At 31.5% G+C, this 23,151-nt stretch carries 21 protein-coding genes; 11 read left to right on the top strand and 10 right to left on the bottom strand.

Annotation, left to right across the window (positions count from 1 at the left end; all coding sequences use genetic code 11):
* Positions 1 to 25 precede the first annotated feature (25 nt).
* The gene (locus GYM72_RS07185; protein WP_255571474.1) at positions 26 to 1,051 is read left to right on the top strand and encodes an FAD:protein FMN transferase; all 1,026 of its coding nucleotides are present in this window, start codon (positions 26 to 28) and stop codon (positions 1,049 to 1,051) included.
* Here GYM72_RS07185 and GYM72_RS07180 read toward each other — a convergent pair.
* Both GYM72_RS07180 and GYM72_RS07175 read right to left on the bottom strand, forming a co-directional pair.
* The gene (locus GYM72_RS07180) at positions 1,048 to 2,184 is read right to left on the bottom strand and encodes a glycosyltransferase family 4 protein (RefSeq protein ID WP_220263930.1); all 1,137 of its coding nucleotides are present in this window, start codon (positions 2,182 to 2,184) and stop codon (positions 1,048 to 1,050) included. The genes GYM72_RS07185 and GYM72_RS07180 overlap by 4 nt on opposite strands.
* Positions 2,185 to 2,466: 282 nt before the next feature.
* On the bottom strand, positions 2,467 to 3,324 hold the full coding sequence (locus tag GYM72_RS07175; RefSeq protein WP_160541893.1) for an aldo/keto reductase: 858 nt from the start codon (positions 3,322 to 3,324) through the stop codon (positions 2,467 to 2,469).
* A gap of 112 nt (positions 3,325 to 3,436) precedes the next feature.
* Here GYM72_RS07175 and araJ point away from each other — a divergent pair, with 112 nt between their 5' ends.
* Positions 3,437 to 4,591, top strand: coding sequence for an MFS transporter AraJ (araJ, locus tag GYM72_RS07170; RefSeq protein ID WP_220263929.1), 1,155 nt, complete (start codon positions 3,437 to 3,439; stop codon positions 4,589 to 4,591).
* Between the two features lie 179 nt (positions 4,592 to 4,770).
* Here the strand turns inward: araJ and GYM72_RS07165 are convergent, their stop codons facing one another.
* Positions 4,771 to 6,264: a PLP-dependent aminotransferase family protein gene (locus GYM72_RS07165; protein WP_220263928.1), complete on the bottom strand. Its 1,494-nt coding sequence runs from the start codon at positions 6,262 to 6,264 to the stop codon at positions 4,771 to 4,773.
* A 117-nt stretch (positions 6,265 to 6,381) separates the two neighbouring features.
* Between GYM72_RS07165 and GYM72_RS07160 the strand changes: the two genes are divergently transcribed.
* Entirely contained in the window at positions 6,382 to 8,187 is a 1,806-nt protein-coding gene (locus GYM72_RS07160) for a TonB-dependent siderophore receptor (RefSeq protein ID WP_220263927.1), read from the top strand.
* 98 nt (positions 8,188 to 8,285) lie between these two features.
* On the opposite strand, the gene GYM72_RS07155 is transcribed toward GYM72_RS07160, so the two are convergent.
* From GYM72_RS07155 to GYM72_RS07135, 5 genes are all read right to left on the bottom strand, one after another.
* Positions 8,286 to 8,573, bottom strand: coding sequence for a chaperone modulator CbpM (locus tag GYM72_RS07155; protein WP_220263926.1), 288 nt, complete (start codon positions 8,571 to 8,573; stop codon positions 8,286 to 8,288).
* Between the two features lie 13 nt (positions 8,574 to 8,586).
* The gene (locus tag GYM72_RS07150) at positions 8,587 to 9,498 is read right to left on the bottom strand and encodes a DnaJ C-terminal domain-containing protein (RefSeq protein WP_220263925.1); all 912 of its coding nucleotides are present in this window, start codon (positions 9,496 to 9,498) and stop codon (positions 8,587 to 8,589) included.
* A 370-nt stretch (positions 9,499 to 9,868) separates the two neighbouring features.
* Complete coding sequence (locus GYM72_RS07145; RefSeq protein ID WP_220263924.1) at positions 9,869 to 11,488, bottom strand: aldehyde dehydrogenase family protein; 1,620 nt, start codon at positions 11,486 to 11,488, stop codon at positions 9,869 to 9,871.
* A gap of 352 nt (positions 11,489 to 11,840) precedes the next feature.
* The gene (locus tag GYM72_RS07140; RefSeq protein ID WP_160541899.1) at positions 11,841 to 13,508 is read right to left on the bottom strand and encodes an amino acid permease; all 1,668 of its coding nucleotides are present in this window, start codon (positions 13,506 to 13,508) and stop codon (positions 11,841 to 11,843) included.
* A gap of 682 nt (positions 13,509 to 14,190) precedes the next feature.
* Positions 14,191 to 14,724 (bottom strand): DUF4136 domain-containing protein, encoded by a 534-nt coding sequence (locus tag GYM72_RS07135; RefSeq protein ID WP_220263923.1) that lies wholly within the window; start codon positions 14,722 to 14,724, stop codon positions 14,191 to 14,193.
* Between the two features lie 252 nt (positions 14,725 to 14,976).
* Here GYM72_RS07135 and GYM72_RS07130 point away from each other — a divergent pair, with 252 nt between their 5' ends.
* From GYM72_RS07130 to GYM72_RS07115, 4 genes are read left to right on the top strand one after another with little or no spacing between them, the layout of a single operon-like run.
* On the top strand, positions 14,977 to 15,420 hold the full coding sequence (locus GYM72_RS07130) for a BT0820 family HAD-type phosphatase (protein ID WP_160557107.1): 444 nt from the start codon (positions 14,977 to 14,979) through the stop codon (positions 15,418 to 15,420).
* A complete protein-coding gene (gene map, locus GYM72_RS07125; RefSeq protein ID WP_220263922.1) occupies positions 15,417 to 16,235 on the top strand; it encodes a type I methionyl aminopeptidase in 819 nt (272 codons plus the stop codon). Before GYM72_RS07130 ends, map begins: the two co-directional genes overlap by 4 nt.
* 8 nt (positions 16,236 to 16,243) lie before the next feature.
* Entirely contained in the window at positions 16,244 to 17,011 is a 768-nt protein-coding gene (locus tag GYM72_RS07120) for a methyltransferase domain-containing protein (RefSeq protein ID WP_220263921.1), read from the top strand.
* Positions 17,012 to 17,056: 45 nt separating this feature from the next.
* The gene (locus GYM72_RS07115; protein ID WP_220263920.1) at positions 17,057 to 17,605 is read left to right on the top strand and encodes an RNA methyltransferase; all 549 of its coding nucleotides are present in this window, start codon (positions 17,057 to 17,059) and stop codon (positions 17,603 to 17,605) included.
* A gap of 67 nt (positions 17,606 to 17,672) precedes the next feature.
* Here GYM72_RS07115 and GYM72_RS07110 read toward each other — a convergent pair whose 3' ends face one another.
* Positions 17,673 to 18,644, bottom strand: coding sequence for a deoxyhypusine synthase family protein (locus GYM72_RS07110; RefSeq protein WP_105298079.1), 972 nt, complete (start codon positions 18,642 to 18,644; stop codon positions 17,673 to 17,675).
* A 28-nt stretch (positions 18,645 to 18,672) separates the two neighbouring features.
* Positions 18,673 to 19,746 carry a hypothetical protein gene (locus GYM72_RS07105; RefSeq protein WP_220263919.1) on the bottom strand — a complete coding sequence of 358 codons (1,074 nt, stop codon included), beginning with the start codon at positions 19,744 to 19,746 and terminating at the stop codon, positions 18,673 to 18,675.
* 158 nt (positions 19,747 to 19,904) lie between these two features.
* Between GYM72_RS07105 and GYM72_RS07100 the strand changes: the two genes are divergently transcribed.
* Genes GYM72_RS07100 through GYM72_RS07085 form a run of 4 tightly spaced genes read left to right on the top strand, consistent with a single transcriptional unit; the run spans position 19,905 to position 23,139 of the window.
* The gene (locus GYM72_RS07100; RefSeq protein WP_220263918.1) at positions 19,905 to 20,378 is read left to right on the top strand and encodes an Lrp/AsnC ligand binding domain-containing protein; all 474 of its coding nucleotides are present in this window, start codon (positions 19,905 to 19,907) and stop codon (positions 20,376 to 20,378) included.
* Between the two features lie 26 nt (positions 20,379 to 20,404).
* Complete coding sequence (gene deoC, locus GYM72_RS07095) at positions 20,405 to 21,148, top strand: deoxyribose-phosphate aldolase (RefSeq protein WP_220263917.1); 744 nt, start codon at positions 20,405 to 20,407, stop codon at positions 21,146 to 21,148.
* Positions 21,148 to 21,966, top strand: coding sequence for a 3'(2'),5'-bisphosphate nucleotidase CysQ (locus GYM72_RS07090; protein WP_220263916.1), 819 nt, complete (start codon positions 21,148 to 21,150; stop codon positions 21,964 to 21,966). Before deoC ends, GYM72_RS07090 begins: the two co-directional genes overlap by 1 nt.
* 30 nt (positions 21,967 to 21,996) lie before the next feature.
* On the top strand, positions 21,997 to 23,139 hold the full coding sequence (locus GYM72_RS07085) for a hypothetical protein (protein WP_220263915.1): 1,143 nt from the start codon (positions 21,997 to 21,999) through the stop codon (positions 23,137 to 23,139).
* Positions 23,140 to 23,151 lie beyond the last annotated feature (12 nt).

Here is a 23,151-nt window from a genome sequence, read left to right as displayed (position 1 = left end):
GAATTTCAAGAAAAATAGTAAATATATGAGTAGGAAATATGTTCTATTGGCAGCATTATTTGTATTATCTTACATAAACATTAATTCGCAAGTACAACGAAACCGCACGGCAACTTTAATGGGTTGTAAGTTTGACTTTTCAATACTAGCAGAAGATTCCCTACAAGCAGAAAAATACATAGATAAGGCTATCGATGAAATAGTACGGATTGAAAATTTAATATCGGATTGGAAGCCTGATTCGCAAGTTTCAAAGGTTAACCAAAATGCAGGTATACAGCCCGTAAAAGTAGATAGAGAAGTATTGGAACTTACCCGAAGAGCTATTAAAATTTCAGAGATTACAGAAGGAGCATTTGATATAAGTTTTGCAGCTATGGATAAAATTTGGAAATTTGACGGTTCTATGAAAAAAGTGCCCTTAGAGGAGCAAATCAAAGAATCCATAAAGAAAATAGGCTATAAAAATATCATTATAGATACTTTACACTCTACTCTCTTTTTAAAGCTCCCCGGAATGAAAATCGGATTTGGATCCATTGGAAAAGGATATGCAGCTGATAAAGCAAAAGAACTAATGGTGAAGAATAATGTAAAAGCGGGGATAATCAATGCTTCAGGAGACATAAGTGTTTGGGGGCATAAAATTAATGGAGAATATTGGAACATTGGAATAATTAATCCCTTTGAGCCTTCGGATATTACAGGTTTTTTTACACTTAAAGATGAATGCGTAACAACATCCGGTTCTTATGAAAAATATGTCGAATTAGAAGGTAAAAAATATTCTCATATTATCGATCCTCGCACGGGATATCCCGTAAAAGGAATTAAAAGTGTTAGTGTGATAGGTCCGAATGCAGAAACGGCTAATGGATTCAGTACCTCAATAATGGTACTTGGAGTAAAAGCCGGACGCAAACTCATTAACCACTATCCGGATTATAGTTGCCTCATTATTACAGATGCGGGGAAAATTCGTAAATCAAAGTATTTTAAAACAAAAGTAGAATTTTATAATAAAAAAATAAAGTCTGCAACCCGACTTTAACTTTCTACTAATCGCTGAAACAAATTCATCCATTTTTGCATAATTATATCCTGTGAATAACGCAGAATATTTTCAGAAGCCGCTTTTCCCATTTGTTTTCTTATAGTTTCATTTTCTATTAAGTAGGAGAGTTTTTGAGCAAAAATTTCTTTATCATTAAAAGGAACTAATAGTCCGTCTACTTCATCATGGATAATTTCTTTAGGTCCGCATTTGCAGGTATAGGAAACAGGAGGGACTCCATGAACCATAGATTCAATTAATGTTAATGGAAATCCTTCATATTTAGAGGTCATAGCATAAATGGAACTATTTAGCAAAACAGAACTTATATCCGAAGTCGCCGGATGTAATTCAATGTTGGAATTTAAATTTAATCGATCAATCATTTCTTCAAGCTCTCTTTTTTTCTCACCATTACCATATAGTAACAATTTCCAATCCGGATGTTTTTGAACGATAGTGTTCCATATTTCAATAAGATGATCAAACTGTTTTTGCTGGTTTAATCGGCCTAAGCTAATTACTATTTTATTTTCAAGAGATGCATGAGTTTTAGGTAATATAGTAAGTAGATTTTCAATTACCTCAAGGTTGGGAAGAGTATTTCCCCAGGATTCTCTGTCTTCATTTGTTAAAACTATAAATCGGTCAAAATTCTTACCAATATCATAATCTGTTTTACGGTATAAATACGTTATGATTCTTCCTAGAAAATAATTATCCAATTTTGAATAATATTGCGCACGTTTGTATTTAGCGAAATGTCGTTCAATAATTTTTTTACTTCCATCATTTAACTCAAAAATATATTTCGAGTACTTACAAAAAGTGGATATAGCTATATCGGGCTTAATTTCCTGAAAAAGATTTCCGATTGTTTGAAGAAAAATTTTTTTATTTTTTTTAAAATTAATATGTTTTTTCAATCCCCTATCTTTTTCAAAATCCAAATTCAAATAATGAAATTTAATACGGGAATCAAAGTTGAAAAAAGGCTTTTGAGAAGATGGATATATAACGACAATATGAACTTCATAGTCTTTGTCAACCAAATAATTGGCCTTAATTGAAATCACACGTTCTATTCCTCCGGAATTATGAATGTTACCTATACAGTATGCAATTTTCATTTAGGAATTGGTTTTTAATTACGATAACGTCTAAAAAATTTTTACAATATTATGTAAATATTTTTTAGCTGTAATTTGTTGAATTTTAACTTAGGAAAGTTTACTCTTATATTAAGTATATACTTTTTGTCTATAAAGCAAATTCAAAGTTATATGAAATAGTATTTATTAAAAAGAATTAATAAATATTTCAATATGTATAATTAAACCCTAAAATAATTGATATATTTTTTTGAGTTTAAATGAATCGTTTTTTAAAAAATGAGTTATATGATAGTTGGATTATTTGATTCCCTTTTTAGCAAAATATTCTAAAAAATGATCGGGATGAGCTCCGGTTCGATCATTGGAATCTAAAGAATCTATTTTTTTTACATCTTCATCACTTAAATGAAAATCGAAAACATCAGCATTGGAAATTATTCTTTCTTTTTTTGTACTTTTCGGAATAGTAACTACCCCTTTTTGCAAATCCCATCGAATAATAATTTGTGCTACATTTTTATTATACTTATGAGCTAATTCTAAAAGTAAAGGATCGTTAAACAAAGCCCCTCTTTTTAAAGGAGACCAAGCTTCGTATTGAATTTGATTTTTTTTGCAAAAATCCAATAAATCCTGTTGTACTAAATTGGGGTGGAATTCCATTTGATTAACCATAGGAACGGTTTGTCCCAAATCTATGATTTTTTGGATATGATGCTGCAAAGAATTACATAAACCTATTGCACGTATTCTACCCGCCTTATATAATTCTTCCATTGCTTTCCATGCTTCCAAATAGAAATCCGGATGAGGCCAATGGATTAAATATAGATCAAGATAATCAAGACCAAGTTTTTCCATAGATTCATCAAATGCTTTAAAAGTGTCCTCATATCTTTGTCTACTGAACCATATTTTGGTAGTTACAAAAATTTCTTCACGAGGAATTGAAGCAGATTGGATGGCTTTTCCAACTCCTTCTTCATTATAATAATAAGCAGCCGTATCAATATGACGATATCCTGCATCTAAGGCATCATGTATAGCAGTGATTACTTCTTGCCCTCCGTCAGCTTTATACACGCCTAAACCCAAATAAGGCATTTTTACACCGTTGGAAAGAGTAGTTGTTCCTGAAATATCTGTTATATTCATGATTGCTGTATTATAATTTAATCAAATATACGATAAATATTTTTTTGCCGGAAACTGCGGAATAAGGAATAATTTCCTATAATTTTGTTTAGTAAATAGGCAGTTAAAAAATATGAAAAAATCTACCATAGCGTTAGCTTTAGGTACTTTAGGATTGGGAATGTCTGAATTTGGCATGATGGGCATACTTCCGGATATTGCACGAGATATGTCTATAAGCATACCAAAAGCAGGGCATTTTATATCGGCATATGCTCTCGGGGTAGCTATTGGAGCCCCCTTACTGGTTTTAATATCCGGTAAACTTCCCTTAAAGAGAATATTGTTGATTCTTATTTTAATCTTCATATTAGGTAATTTATTTTTTTCTTTGACTTCGTATTATGAATTGAATGTATTGTTCAGATTTATTTCTGGTCTTCCACACGGCGCTTATTTTGGTGTCGGTTCCATTGTTGCCAGTAAACTGGCACCTAAGGGAAAAGGAACTTCTGCCGTTTCGGGAATGATTTCAGGAATGACGATTGCTAACCTCTTAGGGGTTCCCTTGGGTACATTCATAAGCCATCATTTTTCGTGGAAAATTACATACTTTCTTATAGCTTTATTAGGAATCATAATTTTCATATCCATTAAAAAATTTGTTCCTGAATTGAAACCGCTTCCCTATACTAGATTTAAAGATCAATTTCATTTTTTGAAGAACTTGAATCCGTGGCTGATTGTTGTAACAACCATTGTAGGAAATGGAGGTATATTTTGTTGGTATAGTTATATAAATCCAATTATGACCCATTCGGTTGGCTTTTCAGAAGAATCTATGACAGGAGTAATGATGTTTGCAGGTTTGGGAATGGTAGTTGGAAATCTGTTGAGTGGAAAATTATCGGATAAATATTCTCCGCAAAAGGTAGCTACAGTTACCCAAGGGTTGGCAATGCTATCCTTATTATTTTTCTTTTTTTTCAGCAAATCTCAAATCCTTTCGTTACTACTTATGTTCCTTTGCACAGGTTGTCTTTTTGCCGTATCAGCTCCTCAACAAATTTTATTGTTGCATAACTCAAGAGGAGGAGAGATGTTAGGTTCTGCAATGGCACAGGTAGCTTTTAACATAGGAAATGCTTTAGGCGCTTATTTAGGAGGTATTCCTATCAGTAAAAATTATCCCTATGAATATAGTGCTTTCCCGGGTGTTGTATTAACATTCATTGGGTTTCTAGTGTTTATATATTACACCCATTTCAGAGCCAAGCTGAGTAACTGAGTAATTGTACTATTATCTAATTGATTCAAAAATCAACTTAAAAACTTCAAATTTTACTTATAGACTGTCGGTTTTAAAATTTCAAAACGAAAAGTAGTAACGTTGAAAAATGTCGTTACGATCTAATATAATTTTTATAAATATTTTATTAAATGATTGATTAATTTTGGATAATGGATCTATTTTTTTTCTAAACGGGATAAAGCTGATTTGATTTTATAGATGATTTCCTCCATTTCTTCTGTGGTAAAACTTCCAAATCCCAATCTCATAGCAGATAAATTGTGCGTTTGATAAAGCAAGGACTTAGGAATGAGCAAATCTTCCTTTAGACAATACTCTCGTAATTTCATCAAATTTACCGATGAATTCCATTGTGTCCAAAAAGCCAATCCACCGGTTGGCAAAGAAAAATTTAAATAATCCTTCAAATGAGTGTTTAATAAAGATGCCAGAAAATTTCTTCTTTCTTTATAAATAGCAGAGGTTCGTCTCAGGTGTCTGTTAAATTCGCCTTCTTCAATAAGTTCGCCCAAAGCATATTCCATAAAAATATCTCCTTGCCTGTCAAGCATGTTTGATAATTTTTGCATTTCTAAAATTAAATTCTCAGGAGCGATCACAAAGCCTTTACGGAATCCCGGGGCTAAAGATCTTCCAAACGAACCGATATAAACGACCATTCCCGAGGTATCTGCACTGGCAAGAGGCAGAATCCGATTGTTTTCGTAATGAAAATCATAATCATAATCATCCTCTAAAATAATGAATCCATACTGTTGAGATAATTCCAATAATTCCATACGACGTTTTACACTTAAAGAAACCGTTGTTGGATAATGATGGTGTGGAGTTATATATAACATACGAATCTTTCTTTTTTGACAAATTTTTTTAACAGCATCCGGAGAAATGCCTTCTTCATCAACCGGGATGGTTATTATATCTGCACCAACTTTTTGCAGAATCATATTGATCAGAAAATAACTAGGTTCTCCGACCAATACAATATCCTTTGGGGTAATAAGTAATTCTGCTGCTATATAACCTCCCATTTCGATGCTTCGCGTGATAAGAAGATTTTTTGGTGAAATATGTAATCCCCGAGATAGATTTAAAAAATTAGATAAGTTTTTTTTTAGATATTCACTTTTTTCAGTAACTTCATTATTTCCTTTAGTAAAATGTCTTTTTCTTTTAAGGTTCGATGAATAGAGGCTCGACAAGGTATTCATTTGTAAAAGTCGAGTATCGGGTCCACCATCGTTTAACATCCATGAGCAAGTTGAAGATTCAAAAGGGTTATCCAATAAATTGGAAGTTCTATATGAAAATCCCGTTTTAGAAGGATAATGAGTCAGAGAATCTTTAGATATGGATTTAATTTTTTTATTAGTCACATTGTCTTTTTGAATGATAAAACTGCCCTTATTGGGATGTACTTCAATCCATCCTTGTGCATGCAATTCATCATATACTTTAACGATCGTGTTGCGATTTACTTGAATAAGATTACTTAAAATACGCGTTCCGGGAAGTCTCATACCTATACTTAAATAACCTCTTTGAATAGCATTGATGATCTGAGTGGTAATTTGTAGATATACAGAAACTTTAGCGTTTCGGTCGATATGTATCAAGCTATAATAAGGTAGTAAATCCGGACTAGTCATAATAATAAAACTGGTATAGTTTAATCATCCGGAAAGTTACTACTTTTGTATAAACTAACTAGTATAAAAATAAATTTTAACTAACTACTGCGAAAATTTGCTGTGAACAATAGAATTATGAAACTATTTTATTCAATTATTGCCTTGTTTATATGTTTAGTACTGGTTGCGCAGGAGAGTAAAGAACTTGAAGGAGTTGTAATTCAAGGGAAAACACTTTCCTTACCTTATAATAAAACTTCACAAGATGTTCAAATAATTACGAAAGAACAAATCAAAGCTATGCCTGCCTCCAGTATTGAAGAAGTTCTTTCTTATTATTCAGGAATAGATATAAGACAAAGAGGAGCGCATGGAGTACAAGCCGATGTTAGTATAAGAGGAAGTTCTTTTGAACAAGTATTAATTCTTATCAATGGAATACGCATGAATGATAGCCAAACCGGACATAATACCATGAATCTTCCGTTAGATTTAGCATCCATTGAACGAATTGAAATAGTTAAAGGTCCTGCAGCTCGTCGTTTTGGACAAAATGCATATGCCGGTGCTATTAATATTGTTACTCGTCCGTCTACCAAGAATGATATAACAATTTCAGGATCTTTAGGTGATTTTAATACGACATCTTTAGGTGCTTCATTAAATGTTTCAGGAAAAAAGTTTTCTCACTTTATTCAAGCAGAAACTTCACAATCTGATGGATATCGTTACAATACAGACTATCAAGTTAAAAATGTATGGTATCAGAATCAGTATAAATTAAACGGGGGAGAACTTCGTTTACAAGGAGGATTTATTGATAAAAAATTTGGAGCCAACGGATTTTATTCCTCCCCTTTAGCAAAAGATCAGTATGAAGCAATTCAAACTTCTATGGTTAGCATTGGTTGGAATCAAAAATCAGGTAAATTCAAATGGGAATCCAATGCATATTGGAGATGGTCTCAAGACGAATATATTTTCGAAAGACATAATCCCTCAAAATATAGAAACCTTCATATAGGTAATAATGCAGGAATCGAAGTCAATACAAACTATTCATCTTCTTTAGGAATCACCGGCGTTGGATTGGACTTTAGAAAGGAATATTTATCTTCCAATAATTTAGGAAAAAATCATCGTACAGTTTATTTTGCATTTTTGGAACATCGATTTATGTTTTTTAAAAACAGATTGGATATTACTCCGGGAATTAGCTTTTCCGACTATTCGGATTTTGGGAATTTTTGGTATCCGGGAATTGATATTGGATACAGTATAAACCAACAAAATAAATTATTTGCTAATTTAGGAAAAACCTATAGAGTTCCTACGTATACAGATCTTAATTATACAGACCCGGTCACCGAAGGAAATTCCAATTTAAAACCGGAGAATGCTTTGTCTTATGAATTGGGATATCGATTGAATCATAAAAACATAAAAACTACCATCAGCTTTTTTAGAAGGGAATCAAGAAAAAGTATAGATTGGAAAAAAGATAGTGAAGAAGGTAAATGGAAGCCCGAAAATATTTCAAGAATAAATACGGATGGTGTAGAAGTTGATTTTAATTATTCTTTTACGGCACTCTTCATAAAATCAATCAATTTAGGTTATACCTATTTGGATAAAAATTTAAAATATTCTGACCGAGCGTACTCTAGATATTCATTAGATAATTTAAGACATCAGTTGGTTGTAAAAGTAGAGCATAAACTCTTCAAGAATATATCCAATCAAATAATTTATAGATACAATGACAGAGTAAACTTAGATGATTACCATTTATTGGATGATCGTCTTATGTATCAAACCAATAACTTACAGTTATACATCCAAATGACCAATATTCTCAATACTAAATATACTGAATCAAATTTGGTACCCATGCCGGGTAGATGGATACAAGGAGGAGTAGTTTTTAAGAATTTTTTATAAAGTTTATACATATATCTTAATAGCCATACATTTTTAAAATGTATGGCTATTATATTAATAAAGCTAAATTAAATGTTTAAATAACAGAATATTTTTATTTATTCATAAAATTTAAGCTTGTTTTTAAGTTCGGTCATCTCAAGTTGGAGTTTACGTATTTTAAAAAGTAAATTTTTTACAGCATCAATTCCTGCAAGGTTTATATCCATGTCATAAAACATTCTGGAATAAGATTCCAACTCGGAAAGAATATTAAAAGTAATGTATTTTATTTCCTCCTTTTGAACGGTATGGATAATACCCAAATTTTCTAAATCCTCAATAAATGATACATCTACATTATAATGTATGGAATATTCTTCTATAGTTATCAAATCATTTTTCATGTATCAGATAATTTTATGATTCTGCTAATTGTTTAAATAAATTTTTTTGCTTTTCAGAAAGATGAGTAGGTATTTTTACTTGGTAAATCACGAATAAATCTCCATGTTCTCCTTCTTTTTTATACACAGGAAATCCTTTACCTTTCAATCGCACTTTAGTTCCATTTTGTGTACCCGGACTCACTTTGAGTTTAACTTTACCATCCAGAGTATCAACGGTTATTTCTCCCCCTAAAACAGCTGTATAAAGGTCTACTTCTGCAGTAGTGGTTAAATCATAATGTAATCTTTTAAATTTAGGATCTTCCAAAAGATTGAAAGTAATATATAAATCACCGTTGGGACCTCCGTTTGCACCTGGGCCCCCTTGACCTTTCAATTTTATTTGCTGACCATTAGAGATGCCTGCAGGAATGGTAATACGTATTTGTTTACCGTTGACGTTAAGAGTCTGTTTATGTGTGTTGGCTGCGTCTCGCAAGGAAAGACGTAACTCTGTGGTATAATCTTGCCCTTTAAATTGAGAACTTCTTCGATGGGTTCTACCGGTTCTTCCACCAAAAAGATCACTAAAAAAATCAGAAAAACCTTCCGTACCAAAACCTTGGGAAAATCCTTCAAAAGGGTTACCGGAATTGTCATAATAGTATTGACCGCCACCGCCTCCTTGTTGTTGACGTGCTTGTTCAAATTGTTCTGCATGTTTCCAATTTTCGCCGTATTGATCATACTTCTTACGTTTTTCGGGATCGCCCAAAACTTCATTAGCTTCATTAATCTGCTGAAATTTTACATTAGCTTCTTTATCATTAGGATTTAAATCCGGATGGTACTTTCGGGCTAATTTTCGGTATGCCTTTTTGATATCATCCTGAGAAGCATTTTTACTTAATCCTAAAACTTTATAATAATCAATATATGCCATATAGTGTAAGTCAAATTTTTTATATTCGTGGAAATTTCGTGTATAATGTATCGGTACAAATTCTAAACCAAAGTACACTTTGTCATATATTTATCTGATATATGCATTTTAACTTCACTATTGAAAACTTTTTCTAAACTTATTATAAATTTAACAGAATAAAAAATATTGTTAACTAAAACGGAGTCCCGCATTTGAAAAGATAATAAGAGGTAAGAGGAAATGATCGATTAATGATATAAATTTTTGAATGTATGAATTTTCCTTTTTAATAAAGCTTAGCATATTTAAAAAAAATAAAACCATCTATACGAAGATAGATGGTTCCATTTTATAAAATAATTGATATTATAAGATAAAAAACCTCAAATTAGCTTAATCTTGAAGATTTACCACTCTTTATAACAGAGTCAATCAAATTGTCATTTGATTTAGTATCCTTGGTAGCTACAACAGAGTCGATAGATAAGGCATATAAAGCATCAATGGTTGATAGAGTACCTAAAGCTGAATTTTTTCTACCGTTAAAAGGAAGCGTATCAGGTCCACGTTGACATTGAGCATTAATGTTGATTCTACCTACTTGACAACATAGGGCATCAACAAGATAAGATACAGTATCTTCATCATTACTGAAGATAGCTGCTTGTTGTCCTTTAGTTGAATTGGTAATATAGCTAATCGGAGATTCAAGATCGTCAAAAGGAACTATCGGGATGATAGGAGCAAATTGCTCATTATTATATAATAGATTCATTTTCTCATTAGCCGGATAAATTATAGTTGGGCTAACTAATGAATTTAAAATTTGTCCTCCTCCATTTTCTTTATTAATAATTTCACCGTTGTTTTCTAAAGCTTCATCAATACATTTTTGAACATATTGAGGTTTGTCCGGTTCAGCTAGCGGAGTAATGGTTACATTATCTTCCCATGGCATTCCCACTTTCAATTTAGATATTTCCTCAGTGAATTTTTTATTAAATTCATCAGCAATTGAAGAGTGTACAAATAGTATTTTTAAAGCTGTACATCTTTGTCCGTTGAAAGAAAAAGTACCCAAAATAGCTTCTTTGACCGCTAAATCGATATCAGCAGTTTTGTCGATAATAGCTGCATTTTTGGCGTCTAATCCTAATACAGAGTGAAGACTGTTTGCATTAGGATGTTCTTTAATCATTCCGTTTACCACTTTGCTGGAACCGATAAAAGCCAATACATTAATTTTACCTGATTGCATTAAAGTAGGTATAACATCTTTACCTCTACCGTATAAAGTATTGATAACCCCTGCAGGAAAACATTCTTTAAATGCATTTAATAAAGGTTCAAACAATAATGTACCACGACGCGGTGGTTTGAACAATACGGTGTTACCCATTAATAAAGCAGGTATCAAAGTCGCAAAAGTCTCATTTAACGGATAATTGTAAGGACCCATACAAAGGACAACTCCGTAAGGAGATTTTTTAACCTGAGCAACTACCCCTTCATCTGTTTTTGTACGAGATGAATTTATATCTAATTCTTTCAGAGCTTCAATAGAACATTTTATTGCATCAACCGTTCTGTCGAATTCTTTTTCGGAGTCTTTATAGCTTTTACAAATTTCCCAAACTAGTAATTTTACTACTTTTTCTCTTTGCTCAACCATTTTAACGATGAAATTTTCCATCGCAGAGATTCTTTGAGAAACAGACATAGACGGCCATTCTCCTCTTCCTCCGTTAAAAGCTTTTAAAGCAGCCTGTAAGGCTTTTTCAGCTTCTTTAGAAGTACAGATTGGATAGCTCCCTAATTTAGTTTGTACTAACTCATCTGTAGAGTTTGATCGGGTATAAATAGGAGAATAAACTTCTTGAAATGGACCTTCCCATTCAATAAATTCTCCATCGATCAATACTCTTTTCTGAGAGATTTCGTTTTGAAGTCGAAAATGTTCAGGAATTTCATTTTCTTTTGGAAAAAAATTTATTAAGTTCTGATTCATAATACTTAATTATATTTATTGAGCAAGAAAAAATTTACTTTCAAGCTAATTAGCGTTTGCAAAGATAATAAGTTTATTTTTTTTCGTCATGATTATTTTTAGATTCATATGAAAGAAATAAAATAAATATTGAAATTAAAAGAAACTTTATTTTCTAAAGTATTGATGGATAATTATATATAGTTAATTGAAATAAAAATATCTTTTAGCATATTTTAATTGTTTGTATCCAAAATTTATATTGGAAAGACGCAATAATTTATGAAAATGAAAATATTTAAGATTAATGTAATTAATTTAATACAAAACTATTTGAAGATAAAATTACTATAGTATAAATAATTTAAAATAATTAATGATTATGAGAAGTTTGAATTAATTTTTCGAGTTTACTGTTTTTCCTTCCATATAAGAAGTAAATTGATAATCCGATCAGTAGCCATAATATAAACATTCCCCAATTAGACCATCCTAATTCCGTCATTAAATATAAATTAAACAAAATACCGAGAATAGGTATTAGCGAAAATTTATATTTGAATGCACCTAAAGATAAACCGAACCAGATAATCCAAAAAATAGCTAATAAAGGTTTATCAGCAAGTATTTCCTTATAATTGGTTTGGGTTAAGAACAAAATGATTGCCAAACAAAAAGATAAAGGAATTAAATATTGACCGTTGATATAAATTAATTTAAATTTTGCTTGATGAGAAAGACCTTTGTTATCTAAATATAAAACTCCGGAACAAACTAAAATAAAAGCGAAAAAAGTTCCCACACTTGTCAAATCCACAACCAACTGCATATCCAGGAACATAGCAGGTATTCCCACAAAGAAACCGGCAATAATAGTTGCAAATCCGGGGGTATGATATTTTTTATGAATAGTACCAAAAGGCTTCCACAATAAACCGTCTCGACTCATGGTCATCCATATTCTCGGTTGTCCGATCTGGTAAACAAGAATAGCTCCTGTCATGGCGATTACCGCACTTACGGAAATGATTCCGGCTATAAAATTTATTCCTATTTTATTGAAAACATACGCCAACGGATCATCAACGCGTAATTCTTTATAATTAACCATACCGGTTAAAATTAATGCAATTGAAGCATATAAAACGGTACAAATTATAATACAATATAGCATGGCGCGAGGCAAATCCCTTTGTGGATTTTTAGCTTCTTCAGCTGTAGTCGATATAGAATCAAACCCGATAAAAGAAAAAAATACGGCAGCCACTCCTCCCATAACTCCTCCTAAACCATTAGGAAAGAAAGGCGACCAATTATCCGGTTTTATATAAAATACACCAATTAAAATAATGCCTATGATTACAGATAATTTAATCCAAACTAAAGCATTACTTACACGGGTAGATTCTTTAATTCCTACGTACGCCAGGGTGGTAACTAATAAAGTAATTAATCCCGCCGGTAAATTAAATATTATTTTTATGTTGGCTATTTCCGGAGCAGATTGATATATTTCCGATAATCTAAGATCATTTTGGGATAGACTTTGAGGATGTGCCAGATATTCAAGATAAGCTCTGTGAGCATTCCAATAATCAATGGAAAGCCAATCAGGCCAATGAATGCCAAAACCTTGCAACATAGAGACAAAATATCCCGACCAAGAGATTGCGATCACCATGTTTGATACAGCATATTCAAGTATTAAAGCCCACCCGATAGTCCAAGCAAATATTTCACCTAAAGAAACATAAGCATAAGTATAAGCGCTGCCGCTCACCGGAATCATAGAAGCAAATTGCGCATAACATAATGCGGTAAAAATACAAGCAACAGCCACTAAGATAAAAAGTAATGAAATGGCGGGTCCTCCTTCATAAGAGGCTCTTCCGATGGTACTGAAAATGCCGGCGCCTATAATCGCAGCAATTCCAAAAAAAGTTAAATCCTTTACAGTCAATACTCTGCTTAATTCAGATTTTTGTGTTGTATCCTGTAAATCAGAAATATTTTTTTTACGAAAAAATGTGTTAAAATTCATTCCGGCTTTTTTGAATTTTTAAATAAGGGAAATGATATCAAGTGCAAAAGTATAAATATCTTTTAATTCTTGTTTAAATATTGAAAAGTTTTTACAAATGTTCATAAAAAAATAATAATTTAGCTAGTTTAAAATTATCTCATTTATAATTAAAATAAATAGTAAATGAAAAACATAGTAAATCCTAAGAAGTATATTTTTTTAAAGAAATTATGATCAAATAATGAGTCGATACTTTGGAAGAAGTTTTACAATTGTTACGGTAAAGCATCAATATTGTACTAAATTTTGTGGCAATAAGTGTAGCGTTCTTACTTATAGTGAGAGGTTTTCATATCCCTATTGACTTAGATAAACCATTTTTCATTCATTATGTCACTTTGGCAGATAGGGTAAATATTTAAAAACTTGAAAGAGTAAAGATTTTTTGGGGAATTTATTAGGGTACTTAATTTCCTACATAAGTTTTATGGATTAAATTACTAAAAAGTCTCATTAATAAATTTAGAGTAAAAATTTTTTTGCAACAAATTTAAGAGGATGATCTCGTTAAGCAAAGGATGTTAATTTCTGGATAAAGATCTCAAAAATAATTTATTAGTAAAAATAAAATAATTTAGGTTAGATAAATAATTAAAGCCTCAAAATTTATATTTTGAGGCTTTAGATGAGTTTATCCTTTTTAATAATATGAGTTATTTTTCTTTTTAGGCGGATAATAATTAAATATTTTTTGAATGGCTTTATTTATTTGTTCGTCTTTATTTTTGATATTACCAACATCAAAACCATCAACCATACCCTCCCAAACTAGAATATTTTTTTTAGAATCCACTAAATGAAACGTTAATTTACCTTCACGAGTTTCATAAACGGTACTGGAAGGTGCCCAATAGTAACCCCATCCCCATGGACCATTCCAATAAGGATCATTATCAACGTTAATAACTTTTTTTGATGAAGCAAGAACATTTACGATCAAATCTCCGTCGGCACTTTCGGTTAATCCCTTGCTTTTTAATTGATTCTCTAAAGCACGGATGATACGACTTTTATCAATATCATTCAATTTTAATTTATCGATACCCTGCTGATAAATGATAAAAGATTTATAATTTGAAAAATCAACCGTTTTGTCAAAATCATAGGAAGTAGTTAATGCACAGCTGGAAAGTAAGATGCAAAAAGCAGTCATAACTAAAAGTTTTAATTTCATAGACCTTTATTTTTTTAATTAATATTTCAGAACTAAAAATTTTCTCATCTAATATTATACCAAAAATTATAAAAATTATAACCGAATTTATTATAAAAGATTTCTTAAATTATTTCAGGCTAATATCCAAGTGGATAACATAAAATTTATTGATTAAAAACTTGTAAATTTGGAAAATTAATGACAATTTAGAACAGTAATTTGAACACTAAACTTAAAAGAGTAAACAGAACTAACTTGTAGTATAATTATATGAATAATAAAATAATAGCTATTGATTTTGATGGAACAATTGTAGAAGATAAATATCCAGAAATTGGTAGACCGATGATTTTTGCTTTTGAAACTATGAAAAGACTTCAAAAAAAAGGTTATAGACTGATTTTGTGGACTTATAGATATGGAGATAGATTGAATGAAGCAATAGAATTTTGCAAAAAAAATGGAATTGAATTTTATTCAGTTAATTCAAATTTTGAGGGGGAAATATTTGAAAGTGAAAATCAGAGTAGAAAAATAAATGCCGACTATTTCATTGATGACAGGAATTTAGGCGGATTTCCCGGTTGGGGAGAAGTTTACGAAATTATAAAGGAAAAGATAGAATTTGGAGTAGAGGGAAGACAAATATTAGTTTATTCAAAAAGAAAACATAAAAATAAGAGAGGTTTTTTTTCAAGAATTTTTAAATTATGATACAATTAAAAACAAAAGAAGAAATTGAATTGATGTACGAAAGCGCTCAATTAGTTTCTAAAACTTTGGGAGTACTGGCTAAAGAAGTTAAACCCGGAGTGACTACCATATACTTAGATAAAATTGCTGAAGAATATATACGAGATCACGGTGCTATTCCCGGTTTTTTAGGATTGTATGACTTTCCTAATACATTATGTATGTCTCCTAATGAACAAGTGGTTCACGGTATACCTAATAATAAACCGCTCGAAGATGGAGATATAATTTCCATTGATTGTGGAGCATTAAAAAATGGATTTTACGGAGATCAAGCGTATACATTTTCTGTAGGAAGCATTGATCCTGAAGTTGATAAAATGATGCGAATTACTAAACAAAGCTTATATGCAGGAATAAAAAAATGCAAAGCAGGAAATAGAATAGGGGACATAAGTTTTGCGATTCAATTAATTTGTGAAAATGCAGGATATGGAGTAGTACGCGAATTAGTAGGTCATGGTTTAGGTAAAGAAATGCATGAAGATCCGCAAGTTCCTAATTATGGAAGAAAAGGCAATGGTCCGAAAATAGAAGAAGGATTAGTATTAGCAATTGAACCGATGGTCAATTTAGGTACTTATAAAGTTAAATTCCATAACGATGGATGGACAGTAACCACGCGGGATAACAAACCTTCTTGTCATTTTGAACACGATGTTGCAGTAGTAAATGGAGAGCCTAAATTACTCTCTACCTATAAATACATATATGATGCTTTAGGCATTGCTTCCATTGAAGAAGATGAATTTTTATACCAACCCGCGCAGGATTAATTTAGTTAATGAAGCAAGTATTTAAGTTTTTTTTGAATTTAATACCCAGACCGATTCTTATTAAATTCAGCTATTTCTTTGCTCCTTTTTTTGCGTGGTTTTACAAAGGAGATCAATTTGTAGACCCAATAGACGGTAAAAAATACCGAAAATTTTTGCCGTACGGTTACGGTAAACCTAGAAATAATGCTTTAGCACCGGGGACATTATCTCTAGAAAGACATAGGCTAATGTGGTTGTATTTGCTAAAAGATACTGATTTTTTTTCAGCTAATTTAAAAGTTTTAAGTATTGCTCCGGAGCAATGCTTCCTAAAAAGGTTTAAAAAATTAAAAAATTTAGACTATATAACCGCTGATCTTTATTCTCCTATTGTAGATGTTAAAGCGGATATTTTGAACCTGCCTTTTAAAGATAATGAATTTGATGTGATTTTTTGCAATCATGTTTTGGAACATATAGAAGATGATCGTAAAGCAATGTCAGAATTATACAGGGTGATGAAACCGGGAGGATGGGGAATTTTTCAAGTGCCCATGAGATATGGATATAATAAAACGTACGAAGATTTTTCGATCACAGACAAAGAAGAAAGAAAAAAACATTTCGGACAATATGATCATGTGAGATGGTATGGGTTGGATTATTTTGAACGTTTAGAAAACGCAGGGTTTCAAGTAGAGCAAGTAAAGTATTATGAAACTTTACCCGAAAGTGAAATGGAAAAATACGCATTATCGAAAAATGAAATTTTACCGGTAGTAAGGAAAAGGTAAAAAAATATATGTAACTTCTAAAAATCAATCAACATTACTGAAAATATGCAGCAACAGGAAAGAGTAGAGAAATTAAAATTAGAATCGTTAAACAGAAAATCCCTTGAAGATTATAAAGAAAGTGAGAAAATTCCCGTGATAGTATTGCTGGATCAAGTTCGTTCCATGCATAATGTAGGATCAGTTTTCAGAACCTCAGATGCTTTTGCTATAGAGAAAATTTATTTATGCGGAATTACGCCGTGCCCTCCTCATCGTGAAATCCAAAAAACAGCCTTGGGAGCTACGGAAAGCGTTGAATGGGAGCATCAGGAAAATATAAGTGAATTAATAACTAACTTAAAAAACGAAGGGCATATTATTGTAGGAGTAGAACAAGTGAAAGGAAGCATTTTATTACAAGATTATCCTATAAACAAGGAGCAAAAGTATGTTTTAATTTTCGGAAATGAAGTTGAAGGGATCAGTGATTCAATTCTCCATTTAATTGATATTTTTATTGAGATCCCTCAATCAGGAACAAAACATTCTTTAAATGTAAGTGTTTGTGCCGGAATAGTTCTTTGGGAATGGTATCGTAATCTTTTAAGATAGTATTAAAAAGAAGTTCGGAACTAAAATTCCGAACTTTTTTATAGTGTAAATTAATAATTTTATCTTACTACATTTCTAGAATATAAGCAAAGACTAACGGAGCTACAATAGTTGCATCACTCTCAATAATAAATTTAGGAGTATCAATATCTAACTTTCCCCAGGTTATTTTTTCATTGGGAACAGCCCCCGAATAAGAGCCATAGCTGGTGGTTGAGTCGGATATCTGACAGAAATAGCTCCAAAACGGAACATCTTCCCACTCTAAATCTTGATACATCATAGGAACTACACAAATAGGAAAATCTCCGGATATTCCTCCGGCTATTTGGAAAAATCCTACACCTTTACCTTCAGAATTGTTTCGATACCATTCGGTTAAATATATCATATATTCAATACCGCTTTTCATGGTTGAAGCTTTCAAATTTCCTTTAATCACATTAGCAGCAAAAATATTACCCATAGTACTGTCTTCCCAACCCGGAACTACAATAGGTAAATTTTTTTCAGCAGCGGCCAACATCCAACTATCTTTAGGGTCTATTTCGTAATATTGTTCCAATACTCCCGAACGAAGCATTTGATACATATATTCATGAGGGAAATATCTTTCTCCTTTATCGTCTGCATCTTTCCATATTTTTTCAATATGTTGTTGGATACGTCGAAAAGCTTCTTCTTCCGGAATACACGTATCTGTAACGCGATTTAAATGATTTTCAAGTAATTCCCATTCTTGTTGAGGAGTTAGGTCGCGATATTCAGGAATTCTTTTGTAGTGGGAATGAGCCACCAAATTCATGATGTCTTCCTCTAAATTAGCTCCCGTACAAGAAATAATGGATACCTTATCTTGGCGAATCATCTCAGCCAAAATTTTTCCTAATTCAGCGGTACTCATGGCACCTCCCATAGTAATCATCATCTTACCCCCATCTTTAAGATGAGCTACATAACCTTTAGCAGCATCTACTAAGGTTGCAGAATTGAAATGTAAAAAATATTTTTCAATAAATTCCGAAATAGGTTTATTCATTGTAAATTCTAATTTTTATTTTAAATTATTAAACATTTTTTTCTTTTTTTTCAGGAAAAGTTAATGAAAGCAATACTGAAATTACAAGTACTCCTGCCACAACTCCTAAAGAAACTATAGATGAAATATGTATAAAAGGAGCTACCAACATTTTAACTCCTATAAAATTTAAGATCACAGCCAATCCATATTTTAATTTACTGAACATATACATAAAATTAGCCAGTAAAAAGTAAAGAGATCGCAAACCTAAAATGGCAAATATATTAGAGGTATATAATATAAACGGATCATTAGGTGCAATAGCGAAGATAGCAGGTATGGAGTCCACGGCAAAAATTAAATCAGTAAATTCAATGATAACTAGAGCAGTAAATAAAGGGGTTGCCATTTTAATCCCATTTTTGACTGTAAAAAATTTACTTCCGTCTAATTCATCAGATACTTTAAAAAATCGTTTTACAAAACGAGCACCGAAACTCTCATTTAGATTTTTTTTGTCGGAGTTGTTATCATCTTTGGATGTCCAAGAATGGATACCGGCATAAATAAGGAAGAATCCAAAAATAGTTAAAATTATATTAGGTCTGAAAAACAGCATTTGACTATAATCGGCATGTTCCGCACTTTGTTGGTCTAAAATAAAATGAAAATTTCCGATGGAAAAAGGAGGAAGATAGGTTTTATTAATCATTTCTACACCTAAGAAAATAAATACGGCACGGAAAGCCAAGGCACCAATAATACCCCAAAATAAAATTTTATGTTGATATTCTTTTGGAATTTTAAAAAATCCAAAGACCATTATAAATACAAAAAGATTGTCAACGGATAGTGCTTTTTCTATCCAATAAGCAGATTGAAATTGAGAGAATTTTTCAAGGGCGAATTTTGATCCATCAGCCCCTTTAAAAACAAAATAAATAATCCCACTGAAAATCATGGCTAATGATATCCAAACTACCGACCATATCGCAGCTTCCTTATTAGAAACAGCATGAGATTTTTTATTGAGAATTCCTAAGTCAAGAAGTAGCATAATAATAATCGAAACCGCGAATATGGTAATTAATCCGGGATGATTAAGCATATTGTCCTGCATGTACAGCTATTTAAAATTATTAATCCCAAAGGTACTTATTTTTAAATACAAGGGCAAAAAGTAAAAATAATTTAAATCTTGTAGTAATTGTTAAAAATATAAAAGATAAAATATAAAATTGTATAATATTAATTTAGTATTTGTAATTTTACCGAATAATGAGAATATCAGATATACATACAGTAGAATTAGACGGTATTGATAAAATCATTTTAAAAGCATTAATGGAGAATTCGAAAATACCGGTTTCAACAATAGCAAAACAGGTAGGAGTTTCATCCACAGCAATTCATCAACGAATTAAGAAACTGGAAGCAGCAAAAATCATAGAAGATCCGGTTACCCCTTTAAATTATAAATTATTAGGATATAAAACTACCGCTTATGTCGGTATTTTTCTTGAAAAATCGGCTCAATACAAAGAAGCCATTAAAAGCATGATGCAAATTCCTGAAATTATCGAAGCACATTTTACAACAGGAAATTATGCTATTTTCATCAAAATATTATGTAAAGATAATGATCATCTCATGTCGGTTTTAAGAAATGAGATACAAAATATAAATGGAATTGAAAGGACTGAAACCATTATTTCTTTAGAACAAAGTATTTCACGACAAATTATACCCTAAAAACACAATTAAAAATTATAAGATAAATGGATATAACAAAGTATTTAGATTCAACTTACCTTAAGCTACCTTCTCAAAGTGGATTAACCGAAGAACAAACTTGGGAAGAAGTTAAAAAACTTACTGAAGAAGCAATTGAAAATCATTTTTATTTAGTAATGATTCGTCCCGAATACATTAAAAAAGTGAAAGAAATGATTCAAAAAGTTGATTCTGAGGTAAAAGTAGGAACCGTCATTGGGTTTCATGAAGGTACCTATTCATTAACTGAAAAAATCGCAGAGGCACAGAAAGCTATTGAAGATGGAGTGGATGAGTTGGATTATGTAATCAACTACGAGGCTTTTAAAAAGGGAGATATCGATTTAATTAAACAAGAATTTATTACCGGAACGTCATTAGGTTTAAAAGCATCCAAAGTGGTTAAATGGATTATTGAGATTGCGGCATTAACTGACGAACAAATCCAGTCTATTTGCTCTTATTTTTCCACCTGGGCTCAAGAAAACTTTGAAAAGAATGATTTTGGTAACATTTTTGTGAAATCTTCCACCGGTTTTTACCAAGCAGAAGAGGGAAAACCAAATGGAGCGACGTTCCATGCAATGGAAATTATGCTTAAATATTCTCAACCCTTGCCGGTAAAAGCAGCTGGTGGAGTTAGAACTTATGATGAAGCAGTGAAAATGATTGAAATGGGAGTAAAAAGAATTGGAACTTCTTCGGCAAAAGCCTTATCTCAAAAAGGTAATACAAATGATTCATACTAATGAAAAAACTAATTAATATAGCGCTAAAAGCTGCTATAGAAGCTTCTCAAGAAGTCAATAAGATATATGAGGACGGCTTTTCAGTTTCCTTAAAAAAAGACCAATCACCCGTAACAACGGGTGATCTTAAGTCAAATGAAATTATTACCACTTATTTAAAACAAACATCAATTCCTATTTTAAGTGAGGAAACCGAGCACGAATCGGAAAAGGTAATGGAAAGTTGGGAAAAATATTGGTGTGTAGATCCAATTGACGGAACTAAAGAATATGTAAATAAAACCGGAGAATATTGTATTTCAATTGGCTTACTGACTCCCGAAACTTCTTTGCTCGGAGTTTTAGCTGCTCCCTCTATGGGATTGTTTTATTTTGCTGCGGAAGGATTAGGTAGCTATAAATGGAATGGAAAGTATGAAGATTTATATGCGTTACTGAATGAAGATGATCTTACTGACAAACTACTGGAACAATCCGTTACATTACCTTTAAAACCCGATTTAAAAAAATATACCGTTTTAACAAGTCGTTCCCACTATAGTCATGTGGATGAAGAGTATATAAAAAACTTAAAATTACAACATTCAGAAATTGTTGTTTTACAGATGGGCAGCGCCATTAAAATTGGCCTGGTAGCAGAAGGAAAAGCAAACGAATATGCACGATTAAGTCCTATAAATTTTTGGGATATTGCCGGTGGACACGCCATTGCCAAATATGCCGGATTGAATATCATAGATTATGAAACCAAAGCACTAATTACTTATAAAAATCTTTCATCATTAAAAATATCGGGGTATATCGTTAAAAATAATTAATGTATTTTTACCTGTGACAAACATACTTTTATGAGAAAAATATTTTTGATAGGTTTAACCTTTATTTTCTTATGTTCTTCTTGTGAAAAAGAATATAAGGTAATTGACGGGACATCAAAGGAAACCTTTACTAAAAGTGTAAAATCTATATCGTCCAAATTGACTATCCTACAACAGGATAAAATTCAAGAAGCGGTTAAACTGATTTATAAGTTTAAAACAGAAGGATCCGATGAAAATAAGAGATGGGAACAACTCTATTCATTACTTAATGGTAAAAATGCTGAACAAATTTTCGATATTGCAGAGGATATAGCAAAGAAAAACAAGATTCCTTGGTCCAGTACTTCCATGAACTCAGTAGATCCTTCTGTTTTCGATAATGATTTAAAGCCATTAACAGAAGCTGAGCAAAAACTAAAACAAATAGAAAAAGCAACACGGATCAATATTCGTTATTCTCCGATTAGCAAAGATGAAACCATCAATGATGGATTTTATTTATACCCCGAATTAATTGATGATTCAGGATCAGAAATTTTTTATGATGATTTACCATTGACTTTATCCATATCATTTATAAACAATGGTACCATAGTATATGTAATCCAAAGAGAAATTAATTCTTCGGCAGTGGGAGATCCCTCATTAAATAAAGGTATTAAAATTCCTTTTTTCATGTTTGATAACAAAAAATTGGCGACATCCTCCCTGGATGTTGAAATAAAGATTAATGCCGAAGATAAATACCTATACGGTAAACTGTCGGGTATTCCTATAGATTTATCCAAAACAAGAGATGCATCCACTCCTATAGAGGATGAAATAAATAAACAAGTTGCGTTGGACAATGTTAAAAAATTTATACAATTAATTGGTGATAAGCAATATTCCGAAGCTTATAATTTAGCACAGAATCCTAAATGGACTTCTTTAGATCAATTTTCGTCTACTACCAATGGATTTGGAACTATTGCTGCTACTAACTTAATAAACGCACAATTAGAAGAAAAAAATGATGATAAACAAACTGTTAATGTACAATATCAGATCAAAGACATTAATGGAAAAATAAAAACTTTAACTCAAAATTTTATACTAAAAAAAGTTAAAGATAATTGGTTAATAACAAATACAGAAACTAAAGAAATAAAAGAAGATACTTGGAAATAAGATTTTAAGTAA

Source organism: Apibacter sp. ESL0404 (genome assembly GCF_019469245.1).
Lineage (GTDB): Bacteria > Bacteroidota > Bacteroidia > Flavobacteriales > Weeksellaceae > Apibacter.
This window is presented reverse-complemented; position numbering and strand designations above follow the sequence as displayed.

What these genes read in the sequence shown, in the direction of transcription:
- GYM72_RS07180 (WP_220263930.1), bottom strand. Translation starts at nt 2,184, where the DNA reads ATGAAAATTGCATACTGTATAGGTAACATTCATAATTCCGGAGGAATA.
- GYM72_RS07165 (WP_220263928.1), bottom strand. Translation starts at nt 6,264, where the DNA reads ATGACTAGTCCGGATTTACTACCTTATTATAGCTTGATACATATCGAC.
- araJ (WP_220263929.1), top strand. Translation starts at nt 3,437, where the DNA reads ATGAAAAAATCTACCATAGCGTTAGCTTTAGGTACTTTAGGATTGGGA.
- GYM72_RS07100 (WP_220263918.1), top strand. Translation starts at nt 19,905, where the DNA reads ATGAGAATATCAGATATACATACAGTAGAATTAGACGGTATTGATAAA.
- GYM72_RS07160 (WP_220263927.1), top strand. Translation starts at nt 6,382, where the DNA reads ATGAAACTATTTTATTCAATTATTGCCTTGTTTATATGTTTAGTACTG.
- GYM72_RS07085 (WP_220263915.1), top strand. Translation starts at nt 21,997, where the DNA reads ATGAGAAAAATATTTTTGATAGGTTTAACCTTTATTTTCTTATGTTCT.
- GYM72_RS07175 (WP_160541893.1), bottom strand. Translation starts at nt 3,324, where the DNA reads ATGAATATAACAGATATTTCAGGAACAACTACTCTTTCCAACGGTGTA.
- GYM72_RS07110 (WP_105298079.1), bottom strand. Translation starts at nt 18,644, where the DNA reads ATGAATAAACCTATTTCGGAATTTATTGAAAAATATTTTTTACATTTC.
- GYM72_RS07105 (WP_220263919.1), bottom strand. Translation starts at nt 19,746, where the DNA reads ATGCAGGACAATATGCTTAATCATCCCGGATTAATTACCATATTCGCG.
- GYM72_RS07145 (WP_220263924.1), bottom strand. Translation starts at nt 11,488, where the DNA reads ATGAATCAGAACTTAATAAATTTTTTTCCAAAAGAAAATGAAATTCCT.
- GYM72_RS07090 (WP_220263916.1), top strand. Translation starts at nt 21,148, where the DNA reads ATGAAAAAACTAATTAATATAGCGCTAAAAGCTGCTATAGAAGCTTCT.
- GYM72_RS07115 (WP_220263920.1), top strand. Translation starts at nt 17,057, where the DNA reads ATGCAGCAACAGGAAAGAGTAGAGAAATTAAAATTAGAATCGTTAAAC.
- GYM72_RS07130 (WP_160557107.1), top strand. Translation starts at nt 14,977, where the DNA reads ATGAATAATAAAATAATAGCTATTGATTTTGATGGAACAATTGTAGAA.
- GYM72_RS07140 (WP_160541899.1), bottom strand. Translation starts at nt 13,508, where the DNA reads ATGAATTTTAACACATTTTTTCGTAAAAAAAATATTTCTGATTTACAG.
- GYM72_RS07150 (WP_220263925.1), bottom strand. Translation starts at nt 9,498, where the DNA reads ATGGCATATATTGATTATTATAAAGTTTTAGGATTAAGTAAAAATGCT.
- GYM72_RS07185 (WP_255571474.1), top strand. Translation starts at nt 26, where the DNA reads ATGAGTAGGAAATATGTTCTATTGGCAGCATTATTTGTATTATCTTAC.
- GYM72_RS07135 (WP_220263923.1), bottom strand. Translation starts at nt 14,724, where the DNA reads ATGAAATTAAAACTTTTAGTTATGACTGCTTTTTGCATCTTACTTTCC.
- deoC (WP_220263917.1), top strand. Translation starts at nt 20,405, where the DNA reads ATGGATATAACAAAGTATTTAGATTCAACTTACCTTAAGCTACCTTCT.
- map (WP_220263922.1), top strand. Translation starts at nt 15,417, where the DNA reads ATGATACAATTAAAAACAAAAGAAGAAATTGAATTGATGTACGAAAGC.
- GYM72_RS07155 (WP_220263926.1), bottom strand. Translation starts at nt 8,573, where the DNA reads ATGAAAAATGATTTGATAACTATAGAAGAATATTCCATACATTATAAT.
- GYM72_RS07120 (WP_220263921.1), top strand. Translation starts at nt 16,244, where the DNA reads ATGAAGCAAGTATTTAAGTTTTTTTTGAATTTAATACCCAGACCGATT.